This is a genomic window from Acidobacteriota bacterium (assembly GCA_018268895.1).
Classification (GTDB): domain Bacteria; phylum Acidobacteriota; class Terriglobia; order Terriglobales; family Acidobacteriaceae; genus Edaphobacter.
The window spans coordinates 1,369,940-1,387,984 of the sequence record JAFDVP010000001.1 but is presented as its reverse complement, the minus strand read 5'-3'; the positions used below and the strand labels follow the sequence as shown (position 1 = coordinate 1,387,984).

The window sequence follows — 18,045 nt, the reverse complement described above, 5'->3', positions numbered from 1 at the left end:
TCATAACAGACATTCACGCAGGCTTCTGACTACGCGCGGCAGATTCTCATTCGATAGGACCTGAAGGTGTGCACCGGGGATCTCAAAAACACGGACGGGTTGAGTTGTAAATTTGCCCCATCCGAGGTCCCTTGGACCCTTCTCGCGTGAAGCTCTCAGCATTGTTACTGCGCCATGGTAGGTCTTGGGAACATAGTTGACCACGGCAAAGGAATTGATGTGGTAGACGCTCCTGAGCCTGGATGGGATCGTCATGTTCTTCGCTGTGGCAATGGTGTAGAAGGTCCGCAGGATGGTGCTCTTGATTCCATCGAAGATCTCCATGGGCGTACATGGACGCAGGCGGTGAAAAAAAGGGCTCCATACGGCCATTACCTGCCGCGCAGCTTTTGCGACAATGTGATTGTTTTCGCGAACTGCATGTCTCCACACCGGAGTATCAAGCATGCCAACGAGTTCAACCTGTTCGCCTTCCAATTGAAGCTGGCACGCCATCTCAAAAGCTACAAAGCCGCCATAGGAGTAGCCGAGGAAGTTGTAGGGGCCGTTAGCCTGTATCTTTCGGACTTCCTTAATATAGTAGGCTGCGAGATCCTCAAGCCTGGTTAGCGGAATGGCGTCGGGCTGCAGGGACTGGGCTTCAATTCCGTAGATTCGATACCTTGACCCAAGGCTCTTTGCGAGATCGTAGAAGTTGAGCACATTTCCACCCACTCCGTGAACGACAAACAGAGGCGTGGAGGTGCCTTCTGGCTGGACTGGGACAATGGAAGACGGCACCGGCGGTGTAAACTGGCCACGAATGAGCGCGACAAGCTCAGCAATAGTAGGACAGTTGAAGAGCGTCGCAAGCCCCAGCTTTAGCGAATATGTTTTGTTGATCCTGGCGATCAATCTTGCAGCGACCAGGGAGCGCCCGCCAAGCACGAAGAAGTTATCGTCTGGGCCGATGTGTTCGATGTTCAAGGCCGATTGCCAGATGTTGGCCAGTTCGGCAGTCAGTGGGTCGTGCAGTATCGCTGCCGACTCGACGGCAGTTGCCGGGTGGCTTATAGCGGGTAGCGAGATTGAAGACTGGCGCTCCTGTTCCGATGCCAGAGGCCTTGCGATGTGCGGAGGCGCAGGCAGCTCACCGAGCTTGCGCTCTGGATCAGTGGCCATGACCTGAAGAAGCGTCTCGTAGTACCCCAGCCATTCCTGGATGGTTGATCGATCGAAGAGATTGGCATTGTATTCGAGCTCGGCTCTTACGCCTTCTTTCCTTTCAATGACGGCAAGCTGCACCTCGAACGGCATACCTACGCTTGTGCTTGGCAGAGGTGTAATCGTGAGGTCAGGTAATTCGCGTGCCTGGAGGAAGGCAGTCTGGCAGAAGAAGTAGAACTGGAACAAAGGACTTCTTCCTCCGACTGGCCGGACATCGAGCTTATCGAGAAGCACTTCAAACGGCACTTCTGTATGGCCTAATGCTTCTACAGTCTTGTCTCTGTTGGCCACGATAAGGTCGCGTATCGTCTGATTGTCCTGCATCTGGAGCCGCAGCGCTATGGGGCCTGCAAAGGGACCTATCAGCGGTTCGGTCTCGCTTCTTCGATTGACAACCGGGGAACCGATGATGAGGTCGTGAGCCATTGAGGCGCGCGACAGCAGCATGGAAAAGCAGGTCAGCGTGACGACATAGAGTGTTGTGTCGTTCGTCTGCGCGAGCTGCTTGAGCGATTGTGTAAGCTCGACTGGGAAGAGGAGGCTCTCAAGAGAACTTTTGGGAGCGCCTTGCTGGCTGGCTGGCTGATCGGTCGGGAAGTTCAGAACCGGCAAATCTCCTGACAGAGACTTCATCCAAAAATCGAGGTGATGTTGCGTTGCCTCCGATGAGAGTCCTTCTCGTTGCCAGATCGAGAAGTCGCCATATTGCAGGGCAAGAGGCTCAAAGTGGAATGCCCGGTCTTTGTCCAAACGCTCATAGGCCGTCCAGAGTTCGCGCTGAAAGACCTGAATGGACCAGGCATCGGCGATGGAGTGATGAACGCTGAGAACAAGGATGTGCTCAGCAGGCGACAGACGGCAAAGCGCGGTACGAAAGAGCGGTAGCGCAGAGAGGTCGAAGGGCTCACGGAGCATCCTTTGCACGGTTGCATCCAGCAGGGCTGTACGCTCGGCTTCTGGGGCCTCGTCAATGTTGACCTGATCGAGCGCGAACGCCGAGCAGTTGTGGATGACCTGCATGAGCTTGCCGTCGATATCGGAAAACGTGGTTCGCAATATCTCGTGGCGGTCTATAAGGAGACGAAAACTATCTTCGAGAAGAGTGACAGAGAGTTTGCCGGTGAGGCGTAGCGTGACCGGCATGTGAAAAGCAGGGTTCTCGGGGTCGACTTCTGAGAGCGTCCAGAAGCGCTCCTGTGCGAAACTGGCAGGGATTGCCAGCAGGTCCTGCGATGCCTCGGGGAGTGTCGTCTGGTTGCCGGCTTCGAGAGCGGAAGTCGAAGAAGTTCTTTTGAGAAGTGGCTGTGAATCGGTCAATGGAAGTTCGACGATCTTCGTGTGCGTATCGGCTGCGACGTCGGCAAGCAACTCCTGAAAGTGTTTGAGGAGACTGCCGGCGGTCTCTTTCGAGTAGAGGTCGGTCTTGTACTCGAGCGAGAGACGCCAGCCCACTTCGCGCTCGACAAGAAAAAAATTCAGGTCGTAGATCGCTCCCTGCGACTTCGACGGCAGCGTCGTCATGCGTGTGCCATCAAGCTCAAACTGGAAGGGGCCGCTGCGTCCGTATTCACGCTGGCAGACAAAGTTGATTCTGAACTGGCTCGATGGGGCGGTGTCCGGTTCGGCATAGTTCTGGAGAACGGTCTCGAAGGGCGCATCTTGATTGGAGAGCGCCGCCCACACGCAATCCCGAACCTTTGCCACCAGGTCGTGGAAGGTTAGTGCCTCGGACATAGTTGACCGAACGATGACCTGGTTGGTGAACTGGCCGATCAGAGACTCGAACTCAACCCGTGTTCTGCCCGCGAGCGGTGTGCGAAGGGCCACATCGCAGGTGCCGGTATAGCGGTAGAGCAACGCCATGCAGGCTGCCATGCTGACGACAAAAAAAGTGGTGTTCTCAGTCTGGGCGATGCTGCGTAGTCGTTCCGTCAGTTCGCGCGGAAGTAGCTGCGATACGATGTCGCTTCTTGTGGATGGTGTTGCAGCCTCAAAATCGGGAGTGACCTGTAGCTGGGTACAGCCGGCGAGTTTGTTCTTCCAATAGGTGAGCTGGGCCTGAACCTCAGGCTGAGAGAGCAGTTCCTGTTGCCAAATAACGTAGTCACCATATTGGAAGGAGACGGGCTCCAGGGGAGATGGCTGCTGCCGGGCGTAGGCAGTGTAGAGCGTGGAAAGCTCGTCCATCAAGACGCCGATCGACCAGCCATCGCAGATAATCTGGTGCAGAGTGAGCACCAGCATCGATTTCGTATTTTCTAAACGTATGAGGACGACACGAAATGGTGGTGCTGCCGTCAGGTTGAAGCCGGTTTGCGCCTCATGAACACAGATGGCGTCGAGCTCGTTGGCCTGCGTGTCGCCTGAGAGATCACGCAGTTCAACTTCGTTGAAAGCGATGCTTACAGCGGGTCTGACAATCTGAAGGACTTCGGAGCCATTTGCTTCGAAGGTCGTTCGAAGCGTCTCATGGCGTTGCACGATCGTCTGGAAAGAGTGTACGAGAACCGCGGTGTCGATGGCGCCATCCAGATTCATCCTAAACGCGCCGTTGAAACGAGGATCCGCTACGCTGTTCAGATCAGTAGGCAACATCGCTGCCTGTACCGGTGTCAGCGGAAACGCGAAGTACTCCTCGCCTGGATTGCCAGACTCCGATGCTGGATCGCGATCAGTCACCTCCGAATTCATCGGTTCCCGTTGCCTCCTGGATCGACAGGTTCTGGCTCGCGCACAACTTGCGGCTGGGTGATCCTGTATTTTGACCGGGAGACGGGAAGCAGTGGAGCCTGCTTTGGCGCTGCGGATCCCTTCTCGATGTCCGCAAGTATGGCAGCAATGTTGCGATGCTGCAGGATCTGGCGTGGCCGCGCTTCGATGCCAGCCTGGTTGGCGCGCGCTGCGATCTGAAAGACGTGGAGCGAGTCGCCGCCAAGCTCGAATATGTTGTCTTCCACGCCAACACGCTCGATGTGCAGAACATCGGCCCATATCTTCGCGAAGCTCTCCTCATGCGGCGTGCGTGGAGCGACGTACTTTGAAGTCTGAGCGAGAGACGTCCAACTGGGAGCGGGAAGCGCTTTGCGATCGATCTTGCCATTTGCCGTCATTGCAAAAGACGACAGGCTGATGAATGCCGCAGGCACCATGTAGTCGGGCAGCCTGCCCAGCAGATAGATGCGGAGGTCGGCAGCATCCGGTGCAGTGTTCCGGCGCGGAATGATGTAAGCAACGAGGCGCTTATCGCCAGGAACATCTTCACGCAGCAGAACAACAACCTGTTCGAGCCCCGGGTGAGTCGAGAGAATGCTCTCAATTTCGCCAAGCTCGATACGGAATCCGCGAAGTTTAATCTGACCGTCAGCCCTGCCGAGGAACTCGAGCTCGCCATTTTTCAGACGGCGAACCATGTCGCCGGTGCGATAGAGCCGTGCTCCTGGTTTGTTGCTGAAGGGGTCGGGTATAAACCGCGAGGCCGTCAGATCGGGTCGCTTGTAGTATCCCTTGGCTACACCTGTGCCGCCGATGTACAGTTCACCGGGAACACCGGACGGAACGAGCTGCTGCAACGCGTCGAGCACGTAGAACTGAGTATTGTCGATGGGGAGGCCGACGGGAACCGCGCTGCCCCGGCTGGTAATGCGATTGGTTGCCGACCAGATTGTCGTCTCCGTTGGCCCGTACATGTTCCAGAGCTTGATGCCGCAGTCGAGTATCTGGTCGGCCAGATCGCGAGGCATGGCTTCGCCACCGCACCAGGCGGTGATTGCGGGATCACCTTTCCAGCCTGCGGCAAGCAACAGGCGGAAGGTGATTGGTGTGGCCTGCATAATGGTGGCCTGAGAGTCGCGCAGCAGCTTCAGCAACTGGTTGCCATCGCTTGCAACGGCCCGGCTGGCAAGAACAAGTTCTGCACCGCTGATAAGAGGAAGGTAGATCTCAAGCGCGGCGATATCGAAGGAGATTGTAGTCACTGCAACCAGAACGTCCTTGGCGGTAAGTCCCGGGATCTTTGCCATGGAGTTGAGCAGATTGACCGCGTTTGAGTGGGTGACCTCAACACCCTTCGGCCGTCCCGTCGATCCTGATGTGTAGATGACGTATGCAACCTGCGACGGCGCATATTTGAGGTCGAGATTGCTCGGGTCCTCTAACTCGATCTCGGGCCAGAGAGCATCCACAGACAGAACTCTGGACCCCGCGGATGGGACGTCGCCGGCTATCGCTGCCTGGGTGAGGACGATCGGATTGACGATATCCTCAAAGACCATTCGGAGACGTTCTGCGGGGAACGTCGGGTCGAGAGGAACGTAGGCAGCACCTGCCTTCCACGTTGCGAGCAGCGAGACGATCATGGCGACCGACCGCTCCATGTAGATTCCCACGACATCGCCGGATTTGACGCCATGCGAAAGCAGATAGCGGGCCAGGCGATTGACGCGCTCGTTCAACTGGAGATAGCTCAACGACTGGTCTTCAAACTGTAGAGCAGGGGCATGCGGCGTTCTGGCTACCTGCTGCTCGAAGAGTTGGTGCACACAGAGGTTTCCCGGGAACGAAGCCTCGGTCTGGTTGAATGCAAACAGGGCAAGGTCGTGTTCACTTGCGTTAAGCAGGGGGAGACGCGCGAGAGGTTTGGACACGTCGCCCGTCAGGCCTTTCAGCAGAGCCTCATAGCACTCCATCCATCTTGCTACGGTCTCGTTATTGATGAGGTTTGTGTTGTAGTCGACGTGCAGCGTGAGTCCATCGGAGCCTTCGACAGCGTTGACGAAGAGGTCGAAGTTGACGAAGCTCTTCGGGTTGGGTTCGACTTTCGACTCGAGGCCTGCAAATTTTAGATCTCCGCCGATCTTTTCGAGATTGAATTGCACTTCGAGAAGTGGGAGCCGGCTGGCGTCGCGCGGGATTGCGAGCTTACGAACCAGCCGGCCGAAGGTGTAATTCTGATGGTCGTAGGCATCGAAGACCGTTTTTCGGACCTGGTCGAAGAACTGTGCTGTTGAAATGCCCTCTACGGGTAGTGTCCGCATGGGAACGAAGTTGACGCAGTGACCGACCAGTGTCTTGTCTTCCACAAGGGACTGGCCGGCTGCCGGAACGCCGACCACGATATCGTCCTGGTTGGAGAGTCTTGAGAGGAGTGCCGAGAAGGCGCTTAGCAGCGTGACGAAGAGCGTGCATTTTTGCTGTGCTCCTGCCTTCTTGACCTCCTTTAGTGTTTGCAGGTCGATCTTCTTCGAGTACGTGGCGCCTTCAAAGCTCTTCATGGCTGGTCGCGCATTGTCAAGCGGAAGGTCAAGCAGAGGAGGCAGGATCTCGAACTTCTTTGTCCAATAGGACTCGACCGCCGCGCCTTCGATGCTGGTGAAGTGCTTTTCCTGTGCCGTTGCATACTCGCTGAAGGGCATAAGTGGATCGAGCGCGGGAGAGCTGCCCGTAACACGCGCTGTATAAGTCTTTGCCAGTTCATCGAGCAGGACGTTGATGCTCCAGCCGTCGCAGACTGCATGGTGCGCAGTGAAGACGAGAGCCTGATGCTGCGGTGCGAAGCGCAGCAGAGACATACGGACCAGAGGGCCCTGCTTCAGGTCAAAAGGTTTGCGTGCGTCCTCGTCGATGAAACGGTCGTACCGTTCCTTCTGCTGATCGGCAGAGACATCTGACAAGTCGATGGAGGGGAGATTGATGGGGGCAGGGAAAGAGAAGTGCTGAACACCCGCAACCTGATCGAACGTTGCACGAAGAGCTTCGTGGCGGGATAAGAGATCCGAGAGCGAGTCGGCGAGCGCCTTCTGATTCAGATCGCCCTTCAGATGTAACGTGAAGGACTCATTAAAGCTGCAATTGGCTTCGGGAGAGAGTTCGGCCGAAAGCAGAATCTCCATCTGCGATTCGGTGATCGGAGCGCTCGTTGCTGGCAGCGATGCTGAGACAGCGGGGGCGGTGGCGTTTCCGGACGGCAGTGGCAGAAGATCGCCAGCCTGCATCTCCGCGATGGTCTCCTCAAATGCGCGGAAGACTTTCTCGAGATCGGCGTCGCTATGTTCGGTTGTAAGAAAGCATGGGAATCCTTCGAGCAGGTAAATTCCCTTCGAGCGCAGATGCGTGTAGAAAATGCTACTGAATCGGTAGTCGCTGGGAAAAGCAAAGTAGAAGAAGCTGGCGAAGGTTTCAATTCTGACAGGCAGCTCATTCGCTTCAAAGAGCGAGTTGAGCCGGGCGATCAGTTGTGAGGTTCGCTGTGTCAGGCGTTGCTGTAGTTGAGGTCCCTGCTCCTTGAGATACTTCAGCACTGCGGCACAGGCTGCCATCGCCAGCGGGTGACGGACGAAGGTCCCGGCAAAGAAGGTTACGCCGACCTCTGGAAAGGACGCATCGCCGTAGTGCCACATTCCGCCGTCGAGAGCATCCATGTACTTTGCCTTACCGGCAAGAACGCCCATGGGCATGCCACCGGCAAGGACCTTGCCGTAGGTAGCAAGATCTGCGTGGATATTGAAGAGCGCCTGGCAGCCGCCGGGGTGCGAGCGGAATCCCGTGACGACCTCATCGAAGATGAGGCAGACGTCTGCCTGCTCGGTGATCCTGCGGATCTCGCGCAGGAACTCGACTGGTTGCAGGTTTGGATGGCGGCTCTGCACGGGCTCGACAAGGACAGCGGCAAGCTCGCCGATGTGGGTGCGAATCCACTCCAGCGATTCTGGTGTGCCGTAGTCGAGCACGATCATGTTTGAGACGGACTCGCGCGGAATGCCGGGAGCGATAGGCGCCGATTGCGGCACGCCCTGACGTTTGAACCCTTTGACCAGCACCTCGTCAAACATGCCGTGGTAATCACCGGCGAAGAAGACGATCTTGTTCTTGCCGGAGATGGTTCTGGCCAGACGCATTGCAGCCATGACAGCTTCTGACCCCGTATTGCAGAAGGTCGCGCGCTCATTGCCGGTCATCTCGCAGAGCGCCTTGGCAACCTCGCCGGCCAGAATGGTCTGCGGGCCAATCTCAAAGCCCTCGTGCAGCTGCTTCGCAATGGCCTCTTCAACGAAGTCGGGTCTGTGGCCCAGCATGATGGGACCAAAGCCGTTGAGGATATCGACGTACTCGTTACCGTCGAGGTCCCAGATGCGAGATCCCTTGGAACGGTTGGTGATGATCGGGTAGATCAGCTCTTTCCACTGCACGCGGAAGCCTGCGACGACCCGTGGATCAGCGAGATACTGACGACTCTCCTGGGTTTTGTCCTTTGAAGTTCTGGTGCGGGTTGTGTAGGAGTCGGTCAGTTGCCTGATGTGGTCGAGCTGGCGCTGCGTCAACTCTCCCGAGACGCTCTTCTGTAGGGGTTTGAATGGGGTGTAGCCCTTCAGTTCGTCATTGGCGCTATCTTTTTGCGGCGCAGACGGTGACGCTACAGCTTCCTGCTTTGCAGGTGCGACGGCGGGTATTGCTGGAGGGGGCTGAGGGATCGTTCCAGTGCCCTGGAGAATCGCGATCTGCTGCGCGAAGAGCTGGTTCATCGCCTGCAGTTGATCTTTCATCAACTGTTCGAGGGCCGTGCCTGCGCCCGGTGCGGAGCCATGCGATTGCGTTGCCGGTTGTGTGAGCGACCGTGCTGCGTTCGTGCCTGCGGAGTCTGGCGTTGCGTTCCCCACCGGGGCCTCTCCGGACAAAACTAGCCCCTCAAACATTCCAGGCGGCAGTTGCGCATCAATATAGTCCGCGAGCGCTGCCAATGTCGACTGGTCTCCCATCAGTTGACGAAAGGTGGTCTTGACGCCGAACTTGCTCTGAAGGCCTTGCGATATCTGAGTCAAAAACAGGGAGTCAAAGCCGAGTTCGAGGAAGGAGGCCTCCTGGTCAGTCTCAGCGATCGTCTGTCCGGAGAGCTCTTCGAATATCTCTGCAATCAGCCCGCGTAAATGCTCTTTGCGGGACTTTGCGGCATCGGGGGCCGTACTCATGGATAACATCTCCTCGGAAGTTGAATCGGCAACAGATGTGGTCACCTGAACTGAGGTGATCTCTCTCTCTGGCACGAATGTATTGCTGTCGTTTGTTGTTGTCAGTGAATCACTGAACCAGAATCTCTTGCGCTCGAAGGGATAGCAGGGAAGTGAGACGCGCTGACGCCGCTCATCCTTATGGAGTTTTCCCCATGCAGGCCGCACTCCGTATGCCCAAAGGAGACCTAGAGACTGCTGGATGACAAAGGCTTCGCCGTGACTGGGGTTGCCATCTGTCATCGACGAGACGATGACACGATTTGCCGGCGGCGTCGTGTGCTGGCGAGCCAATGTTGCGAGTACACCACCGGGACCAACCTCCAGCAGAGCGGTCTCCTCTGTCTCCAGGAGGAGGGACACTGCCTGCGAGAATCGGACCGAATCCCTGACGTGCCGGGTCCAATAGGAGGGATCGGTTGCCTGTCCCGCAGTGACCCAGCCGCCGGTAACGCAGGAGACATAGGCGATATTTGGTGCGGACAATCGCACCTTTTCGACCTCCTTTTGAAAGGCGGGAAGGATTGGATCCATCATCGAGGAGTGGAAGGCGTGCGAGGTATATAGCTTGCGATGCACGACATTGCGTGCGGTTAGATCTTCTTCAAGTTTTGCTACAGCTCCGGAAGGCCCTGAGACGACACAGAGGGCTGGCGCATTGATTGCGGCTATACTCAGCCCGTCCTTGAGCAAGGGCAAGGTGTCAGCCTCGCTCATGCGAACACTGAGCATGTCTCCTTTTGGGAGGTCCTGCATCAGGCGGCCGCGAACAGCTACCAGATGCAGAGCGTCTTCAAGTGCAAAAACTCCGGCGAGGCAGGCAGCGACGAACTCGCCGATGCTATGGCCTGTCATCGATCGCGGTTCGATGCCCCATGACATCCACAGCTTTGCCAGAGAGTATTCGACTGCAAAGATCGCCGGTTGAGCAAAGTACGTCTGCGTCGTATCGAACTGTGCGTCGGAGTCGTCCTGGAAGAGCGCCTTGCGCAGGTCGAGGCCAAGTTCGGGGCGCAGCAGGGTCGCGCAGGTATCGAAGGCATCGCGATAGACGCGCTCGGTCCTGTAGAGTTCGCGGCCCATATTGGCGTGCTGCGATCCCTGGCCCGGAAATATAAAGCTGACACCCGGCTGCTCCGGTTGCATCTTGCGGTCAGTGCGAGGAACGAAGGAGGCGTTGAGCGCGGCGACGGCAGACGCAATAGAGTCTGCCGCTACGGCGCGGCGGCAGGGAAAGGCCTTGCGTCCCACCTGTAACGTATAGGCAACATCGGCCAGAGAGATGTCTGGATGCTGCGAAAGAAATCCGGCGAGATTCTTCGATACCGCATCCAATGCTTCTTGCGACCTGGCAGAGAGAGTCAGCAGTTGAACCGGACGAAGCGGTGGCGCGGACTCCTGACGGGGAGCCTCTTCCAGAATGAGGTGGGCATTGGTTCCACCGACACCAAAGGCGCTGACTCCTGCGCGGCGCGGTGATCCGTTGTTCTTCCACTTTGTTCCTGTGGCAGTCACCTTGAAGGGGCTGGAGGCGAAGTCGAACTTCTCTGTTGGATGGTTGAAGTGGAGGGTTGGCGGAAACTGCCCATGCCGCACGACATGAGTTGCGTGGATCAGTCCCGTGACTCCCGCAGCAATGTCGAGGTGCCCGACGTTCGCTTTGGCCGTGCCGATGGTGCAGAACCCGGATTCATCCGTACCGGCACGGAATGCTTTGGTCAGCGCCGCAAGCTCTATTGGATCGCCCAATGGGGTGGCGGTGCCGTGGGCTTCGACATACCCGATCGTTCCGGGGTTGATGCCGGCGGTCTGTTGAGCCACGGCGATAACGCTGGCCTGGCCTTCAATGCTTGGAGCGGTGTATCCGATCTTTGTCGCGCCGTCATTATTCGAGCCGAATCCGCGGATGACAGCATAGATCTGGTCGCCATCGGCCACTGCATCTTCAAGCCGTTTCAGAAGGACAACGCCAACGCCGCTGCCGAAGACCGTTCCTTGAGCATCGTTGTCGAACGGACGGCAGTGTCCGTCGGCCGAGCCCATCCCGCCTTCCTGATAGAAGTAGCCGCGTTTCTGCGGCAGCGTGATGGAGACTCCTCCTGCGAGCATCATGTCGCTCTGGTAGGTGAGGAGGCTCTGGCAAGCCTGGCAGACCGCAAGCAGCGAGGTCGAGCACGCGGTCTGTATCGCGTAACTTGGGCCGCGCAGGTTGAACTTATAGGAGGCGCGGGTCGGCAGGAACTCAGGCTGATTTCCCATCATGCTCTGGTAGTTGCCAATCTGGTAGTTCTCAAGAAAGTTCCGGACGAACCCTGGCTGCGCGCAGAGTTGCGAGAGAAAGTAGCTGCCGTAGCTGGAACCGGCTACGACGCCGATCGAACCTTCGTAGGCGAAGGGATCGTAGCCGGCGTCTTCAAATGTCTCCCAACAGCACTCGAGAAAGAACCGGTGTTGCGGGTCCATTTGCAGCGCTTCCTTTGGGAGAATCCCGAAGAACTCTGCGTCAAAGTTCTCAATGCCGGTCAGTATGGAGCGTGCACGGATGTAGTTCGGTTCTCGCGCTTGCGCCTTTTCGCCTGCAAGCTCAAGCTCTTCGAGGCTGAAGTGAGAGATGGCTTCGACACCGGCAAGCTGGTTCTTCCAGAATTCGGCTACGCTGCTGGCACCGGGGAACCTGCCTGACATGCCGATGATGGCGATTCCGCCCAGGTTATCGCTGCCTTGTGAAACCTCGTGCTCCAGGTTGTTCTCGGGAGGGGTCATCGTGCTGTACCCTTCGTGGAACGCATGCGGGCAAAGGCCTCACGCTGCTTGCGCGCCTGTTCCTGGGCCGCGTCGAGAGTCGCCGAGGACTTGACTGGCGAGTCACCTGTTTCAGCGAATTTTTCTGCGAGAGTGCGGATGGTGGTGAACTCGAACATCCACGTTACGGGGATTGAGCGACCGAGCTTTTCCTGAAGCTGTGACCTCACCGTGGCCAGGAGGACAGATGTGCCGCCAATATCGAAGAAGTTGTCGTCCACACCTACCTGCGGGGCCTTTAGCACATTGCGCCAGACCTCAGCGATCTGGATTTGCAACGGTGTATCAGACGTTTTCTGAACGCCAGTTGCGACCGGCGTTGAACCGGTTGCGGGTTTGGGCAGCGCCGCGCGGTCAACTTTGCCATTGCTCGTCAGCGGAATTGCTTCCATCTGAATATAAAAAGAGGGCATCATCTGCGCCGGCAGCCGTTGCGAAAGGAAGCGGCTCATGTCGCCGGCCATGGGCCTTTCGCTGCCAGCCATTACGAAATAAGCTGCAAGTGCCTGGCTGCCATCGCCGGTTATGTGACCGATGACACTGACCTGCCGTACTCCTGGAAAATCGGAGATTGCGGCTTCGACCTCGCCAAGTTCAATACGAAAGCCGTTGATCTTCACCTGGTTGTCGCCCCGGCCAAGATAGACAAGCTCTCCATCGGCGCGGAGCTTTGCAAGGTCGCCGGAACGATACAGCTTCGCTCCCAGCGGGCCAAATGGATCGGGCACAAAGCGTTCGGCCGTCAGTTCAGGGCGATTGAGATATCCGTGGGCGACACCTCCTCCGCCCACGCATATCTCTCCGACTTCACCTTCCGCAACCGGCACGAGGTCGGCATTGAGAAGGTGAATCTGCAAATCGGGTATCGACACGCCGATCAGGCTGTCCTGCTCACCTTGCGTATCGGCTTCGCACACGACGCGATAGGTCACGTGGACCGTCGTCTCGGTGATGCCGTACATGTTGACGAGTTGAGGCCTGACGTCCCCATGACGTTTGAACCAGTTGCGAAGGGATCGGTACTGGAGCGCCTCTCCGCCGAAGATCACAACACGAAGGGAGAGCGGCAGCGTTGTCCCGGACTCCTCCAGTTGATTCAGCAGTGAGAATGCAGACGGAGTCTGATTCAGGACAGTGACTTTTTGCTCGGAGAGCAGGGCGTAAAAGTCCTCGGGAGAGCGGCTGGTGGCAAAGGGGACAATGACAAGTTTGCCGCCGGTGGTCAATGGCCCCCAAATCTCCCATACGGAGAAGTCGAAGGCAAACGAGTGAAACATTGTCCAGACATCGGTTTCGTTGAAGTGAAACCAGGCTTCCGTCTCGCTAAGCAGGCGGACGACGTTACGATGCGAGACCAGCACTCCCTTTGGCTTGCCGGTAGAACCGGATGTGAACATCACATAAGCAAGATCGTCCGGTTTTGAGCGTAGCTGGATATCTTGGGTATCTGTAGCGTCAGACGAAGGGAGTTCGTCGACCAGGAGGATTTGCGTCGTCTTCCCGAGTGAAGATGCGAGTTTCTGGTTGGTAATGACAACCAGGGGATTGGCATCCTCAAGCGTCTGCATGACGCGTGCCGCAGGATACCCCGGATCGATGGGCAGGTAAGCGCTTCCTGACTTAAGCACGCCCAGCATTGCGGCAAGCATCTCAATCGAACGGTCCAGGTAGATAGCAACGATGCCGCGTCCATCGCCACACGAAGCAATCAGTCGACGGGCCATGCGATTGGCGGCACGATCCAGTTCGGCGTAGGTTACCTGGCTGGAGCCGCAGATAGCGGCAATCCTGTACGAATGGTGCCGCGCTGCCTCTTCAAACAGCGAAACCAGAGAATCGTCGGCAAAACGCTTCCTGGAAGCCTCGACTTCTATTGGATTCAGTGCTTTCGTTGCCATAAATACAGTTTCCGGAATTATTTGAGGGGCCCGTGGTTGATAGTGTCATATTTTGAGAGGCCAGGGGCATAGCTCTTGTGTTGTACGCGATTTGTTGATTTCAAAGAGCATGCCGCGCAATAGGCAGGTTATGGAATCGGGCCCGCGTTTGGGAGCTAAAACATTCCATTTACGGAATTCTCGAAACCACCTCAAAGATTATCTCGCGATGCGGAGCGTTTTCCACCCGGAACGCTCCCGCCTGCCTTAGTGCTGCCCCTTTACACTGCGAACGACCTTTCCTGCCAGCTTTCGCATAGGAAGGATTGCATTCATTGCATTTGCCTTCATAGCGTCCGTTGCCGGGTGTCTCCCGGGCTCGGACGGCGCCATTCCGGTACGTCGTATGTAGTGGTTAAAGGCGCGTGTCCGGCCTAGCGCCCGCGTCGACTCCGTCTCGAGAACGACCGAGTACGAGATTGACTGCGAAGAGCAGGTCTCTACCCAATGCGGTGCGTTCTGAGGCTGATGCAATCCCTTTCCGGCCGCGAGGTGGAAGACGTGTTCCCGGGCAGGGTCGCGCCGGTTGACATCCACCTTGCCGATCTCAACGGAACTCTTGATGTAGAAAGGCTCCAGCTCCGCCTCTGTCACATTCGCCGGGGGGTAGACGTGATAGATCTTTTCGCCCGCAATCTGGCAAAAGAAGCCGACTTCCGGATCGAAATGAATTGGAGTCGTCGTCTTTGCTGAACTGACGAAGACCGAAGACTCAAGCCGAACGATCTTATCGTCCCCAAAACCTCCCTTTGCGTCGGCGATCGATGCAAAGAGTGCCTCGATCAATTCTTTGAAGCCGGTATCGTATTTCTCCGGGCGCTTGAGCAACACGCGGTAAGGGGCTTGATCGAGCAGCGTCATCGCAACATGCGGCGCGTGCTGTCCATGGGGTACGGAGTTGAAATCGGCGTTTGCCGAGAGTGCACTTGACGCGACGAAGGCGTCCGAAGGATTCACAAGATACTTCTCAGCGAGATTTCGGAGATAGTCGTAGGAGAAGATCTCCAGACCGCTCAGATTGTGGGCTGTCGCCAGGGGTTCGATATTGAAGGTCTCAGCAAATGAGGGAGTTGCAAAGCGCAATGCGGCTTCCCTAGGCGTAGAAGCCTTCGGCAGAGAGAGATCGGCTTGCGGAAGAACTGTTGTACTGGATGCCATAGCGCTTGCTCCTGAGGATCGGCGTTCGAGTTGTTTGATCCGGTTGTCAAAAGAACAATTCAAATCTGCCGATGGTTGTGGATATAGGTCATCAATCTCCGATTGGGTGCCTGTTTTGAACGCTATACAGCTAAAAATAGAACGATCTGCGCGCTCTCAAAGACAACTCTCTGCTGTAGGGCCGAGAACAAGGTCTGAAGAATCAATCTCAAAAAAATGCAAGAACAACAAATACGAATTGACGACAATTTACCATACGAAGAGTTTCAAGAGTTGCCGAAAACAAGGCTAATCCCCCAAAAGAGGCGCGTATGGAGCTATGCGTTGTTTGCCGAGCGGGTGACGCCGATTTCCCAGATCGTGGATTATAAGAATCCACGGCTTGTTGTGAGACCTGATTACAAATAGGATTCCGCTTGTTTACGATTGCACTCTGGCTGCGGAAGCCATGTTCTCCCGGGAAGTTGAGTCGGTTACTTTCGCGTATATCTTCCGCCAGTTTCTGATGACTCCAGACCACAGATACCCGTGGCTATAGGCCCGCTCCCGCGCATGGACGGACATGCTTTCAGCCAGGTCTCCGTCCTCGGCCAGGCGGTCCATGGAGGAGGCTAACTGCTCGATAACGAAATCTTCGCTTACGGGATCGATCAGGATTCCCGTCTCCGGTGTCACCAGAAGGGAGGGGCCTCCCCAGTTGCAGGCGATGACAGGCAGGCCTTGTACCATGGCTTCCTGAACGACGATCCCGTTTGCCTCTGCCAAGCTGGGAAAGACAAATGCGCGATATTGCCGCAGCATCTCAGCGAGTTTGCTGTGGTCGGCAACCCACTCGATGAACTGGACGCGATCTTCAAGAGAAAGGTTCTTTGCGAGGGCTTTTAGCTGGTTAAGCTCCGGGCCCCGTCCAATAATATCCAGCACGATCCGGTTCTTTGTCTTCAGGAGGCTTTTAATGATCAGGTCGGTGCCTTTATGTTCGACCAAGCGGCCATTATGGAAGAAACGAAGGTTCTTGCCCTCATGAGTGATCCGCGGCTGATCGTAGAGGCGATCGAGGATGCCGCTATCGATTGAGTCGACAAACTGCTCTTCTTTGCATCCTGCCATCCGCAAGGACTCGTAGGTTCGTTCGCCTCCGGCAACTAGCAGGGCACTCGCTTTACGTTTGCCTGAAAACAGCACGCTGTTAAAGTATTGCAGTGATGGGTGCAACCAGCGCCGCACCTTATAGGAGAGCTTTTCGCGATGGCGGAATCCAGGAGGATAGTGGATATTGCCGTTAATCGGGCCTATGACGACGGTCGCGTTCTTGATTGATGGGTATGGCAGGACCGGGGATACGGGAGAGGTAAAGTGAACCAGCGTCCCAGGATTTTCCTTTAATAGGTTGGCCGCATGTCTTGCCGCGGAGCGAAGAAAAAGCATATTCAAAAGCTGTTCAAAGATTTTGCCGCGATAGAGCAGTTTTTCGGTCATCGTATCGGGCATGTAGGTGACGCTCATCTTCGGGAAGTTCTTCGCCAGTTCCAGCCTGACGCGGTCATGGGTGATTTGGTGCACCCTAACCCCTTGTCTGTCTAGCTCCAGATAAATCTGGAGGGCCTTGATAGCTTCCCCCCCCATCTGCTCTGAGACATTTGGTGCGATCAGGATGACATCGAACTTGATGGAAGAAGCGTCGACCGTTACAGGCATTGGGTTAAAGACCTCAGAGTGAAGAGAGAGAATTTCAGTTGGCGTTCAGACGTCCATGAGAATACAGGATGTTGCCAGGTCAAGTCAGCAGTAGAACAGCATTGTCATTCTGCAAAAAGAATTGAAGCCTTTCTATAGGCGCTGCACTTTGGCTAAGTGAAGAGAGATTACCTTACCTAAAAGGTCTATAGCTGAGAACCCGCTTCTTCGTATACTGGAGTGCATAGTGTCGCCTGAGGCCAAAAGCTGTTACGAGTACGATGCGTCGATCGTTATCGTCTCTTTTAACACCCGCGAGATCCTTCGTGAATGCCTCGATTCGGTCATCTGTGAGTCTGCGGATCTCAGAATTGAAATACTTGTAGTCGATAACAACTCCTCTGACAGGTCACCGGAGATGGTGGAACAGGACTTTCCCCAGGTGCAGTTGATCCGGAGTGAGGTCAACCTTGGCTTCGGCGCCGCCAATAACCTGGCGCTTGAGCGGGCAAAGGGCCGGTACTACGTTCTGCTGAATTCCGATGCGTTTTTTCAGAAGGACGCTCTGAAAAAAGCCATTCAGCATATGGACCAGCAGACTGACTGCGGCCTCGGTGGATGCCGTCTTGTAGGTAGAGATGGTTCATGGCAGCCGTCGTCTCGCTCCTTTCACTCAATCGTCCATGATTTAGTCGTGATGACGGGGCTCGCTTACAGGTTTCCAAGATCCAGGTTTTTTGGCCACTTTGACAGGACATGGGCGGATCGCGATCAACCCGCTTCAGTTGACTGGGTTCCGGGAGCGTTCTCCATTATTCGTCCGGCAGCTCTTAAAAAGACAGGAATGTTTGATCCCGCTTTCTTTCTTTACTACGAAGAAGTTGACCTTTGCCGGCGCATCAAGGAGGCAGGTCACTCAATTTGGTATTGGCCCGACATCGTTGTTGTTCATATTGGCGGAGAATCTTCCCGGCAGCTCAAGACCACCCTCGAAATATCCTCGATGGCTGCCCAGGTGGTAATGTGGCGAATGCGCAGCACGCTTCTTTACTACCGCAAGCATCACGGGCCGCAGGTATATGTCGCTAAATGGAGCGAGCTTACCATGTATCGGCTTACGGTACTGCGTAACCGGTTTAGCAAGGCATCTGTGCGTAGAGAGCGCGGCGAATACTATCGCACGATGATTGAGTTGATGAACCAGGCATGGAAGGATACTCGCGGAGGACGCGTCTCTCCCCCGAGACCGTGGTAACCTTCCGGCT

General features: G+C 56.1%; 6 protein-coding genes. 1 reads left to right on the top strand and 5 read right to left on the bottom strand.

Translation table 11 applies throughout. The features are described 5' to 3' along the window. From JSS95_05990 to JSS95_05970, 5 genes are all read right to left on the bottom strand, one after another. On the bottom strand, nucleotides 1-3,897 hold the full coding sequence (locus JSS95_05990) for a hypothetical protein (protein MBS1799359.1): 3,897 nt from the start codon (nucleotides 3,895-3,897) through the stop codon (nucleotides 1-3). Then, entirely contained in the window at nucleotides 3,894-11,969 is an 8,076-nt protein-coding gene (locus JSS95_05985; protein MBS1799358.1) for an amino acid adenylation domain-containing protein, read from the bottom strand. The genes JSS95_05990 and JSS95_05985 overlap by 4 nt, the downstream gene beginning before the upstream one ends. Then, complete coding sequence (locus tag JSS95_05980) at nucleotides 11,966-13,906, bottom strand: amino acid adenylation domain-containing protein (protein ID MBS1799357.1); 1,941 nt, start codon at nucleotides 13,904-13,906, stop codon at nucleotides 11,966-11,968. Before JSS95_05980 ends, JSS95_05985 begins: the two co-directional genes overlap by 4 nt. A gap of 246 nt (nucleotides 13,907-14,152) precedes the next feature. Further along, nucleotides 14,153-15,103, bottom strand: a complete 951-nt coding sequence (locus JSS95_05975) for a hypothetical protein (GenBank protein ID MBS1799356.1) — start codon at nucleotides 15,101-15,103, stop codon at nucleotides 14,153-14,155. Between the two features lie 420 nt (nucleotides 15,104-15,523). Then, the gene (locus JSS95_05970) at nucleotides 15,524-16,801 is read right to left on the bottom strand and encodes a glycosyltransferase family 4 protein (protein MBS1799355.1); all 1,278 of its coding nucleotides are present in this window, start codon (nucleotides 16,799-16,801) and stop codon (nucleotides 15,524-15,526) included. A gap of 226 nt (nucleotides 16,802-17,027) precedes the next feature. On the opposite strand from JSS95_05970, the gene JSS95_05965 reads away from it, so the two are divergent. Next, nucleotides 17,028-18,035, top strand: coding sequence for a glycosyltransferase family 2 protein (locus JSS95_05965; GenBank protein MBS1799354.1), 1,008 nt, complete (start codon nucleotides 17,028-17,030; stop codon nucleotides 18,033-18,035). The last annotated feature ends 10 nt before the right edge of the window (nucleotides 18,036-18,045 follow it).

Bases quoted from the DNA above. Each gene is read 5' to 3' on its own strand.
- JSS95_05990 (MBS1799359.1), bottom strand. From the start codon at position 3,897: ATGAATTCGGAGGTGACTGATCGCGATCCAGCATCGGAGTCTGGCAAT.
- JSS95_05985 (MBS1799358.1), bottom strand. From the start codon at position 11,969: ATGACCCCTCCCGAGAACAACCTGGAGCACGAGGTTTCACAAGGCAGC.
- JSS95_05980 (MBS1799357.1), bottom strand. From the start codon at position 13,906: ATGGCAACGAAAGCACTGAATCCAATAGAAGTCGAGGCTTCCAGGAAG.
- JSS95_05975 (MBS1799356.1), bottom strand. From the start codon at position 15,103: ATGGCATCCAGTACAACAGTTCTTCCGCAAGCCGATCTCTCTCTGCCG.
- JSS95_05970 (MBS1799355.1), bottom strand. From the start codon at position 16,801: ATGCCTGTAACGGTCGACGCTTCTTCCATCAAGTTCGATGTCATCCTG.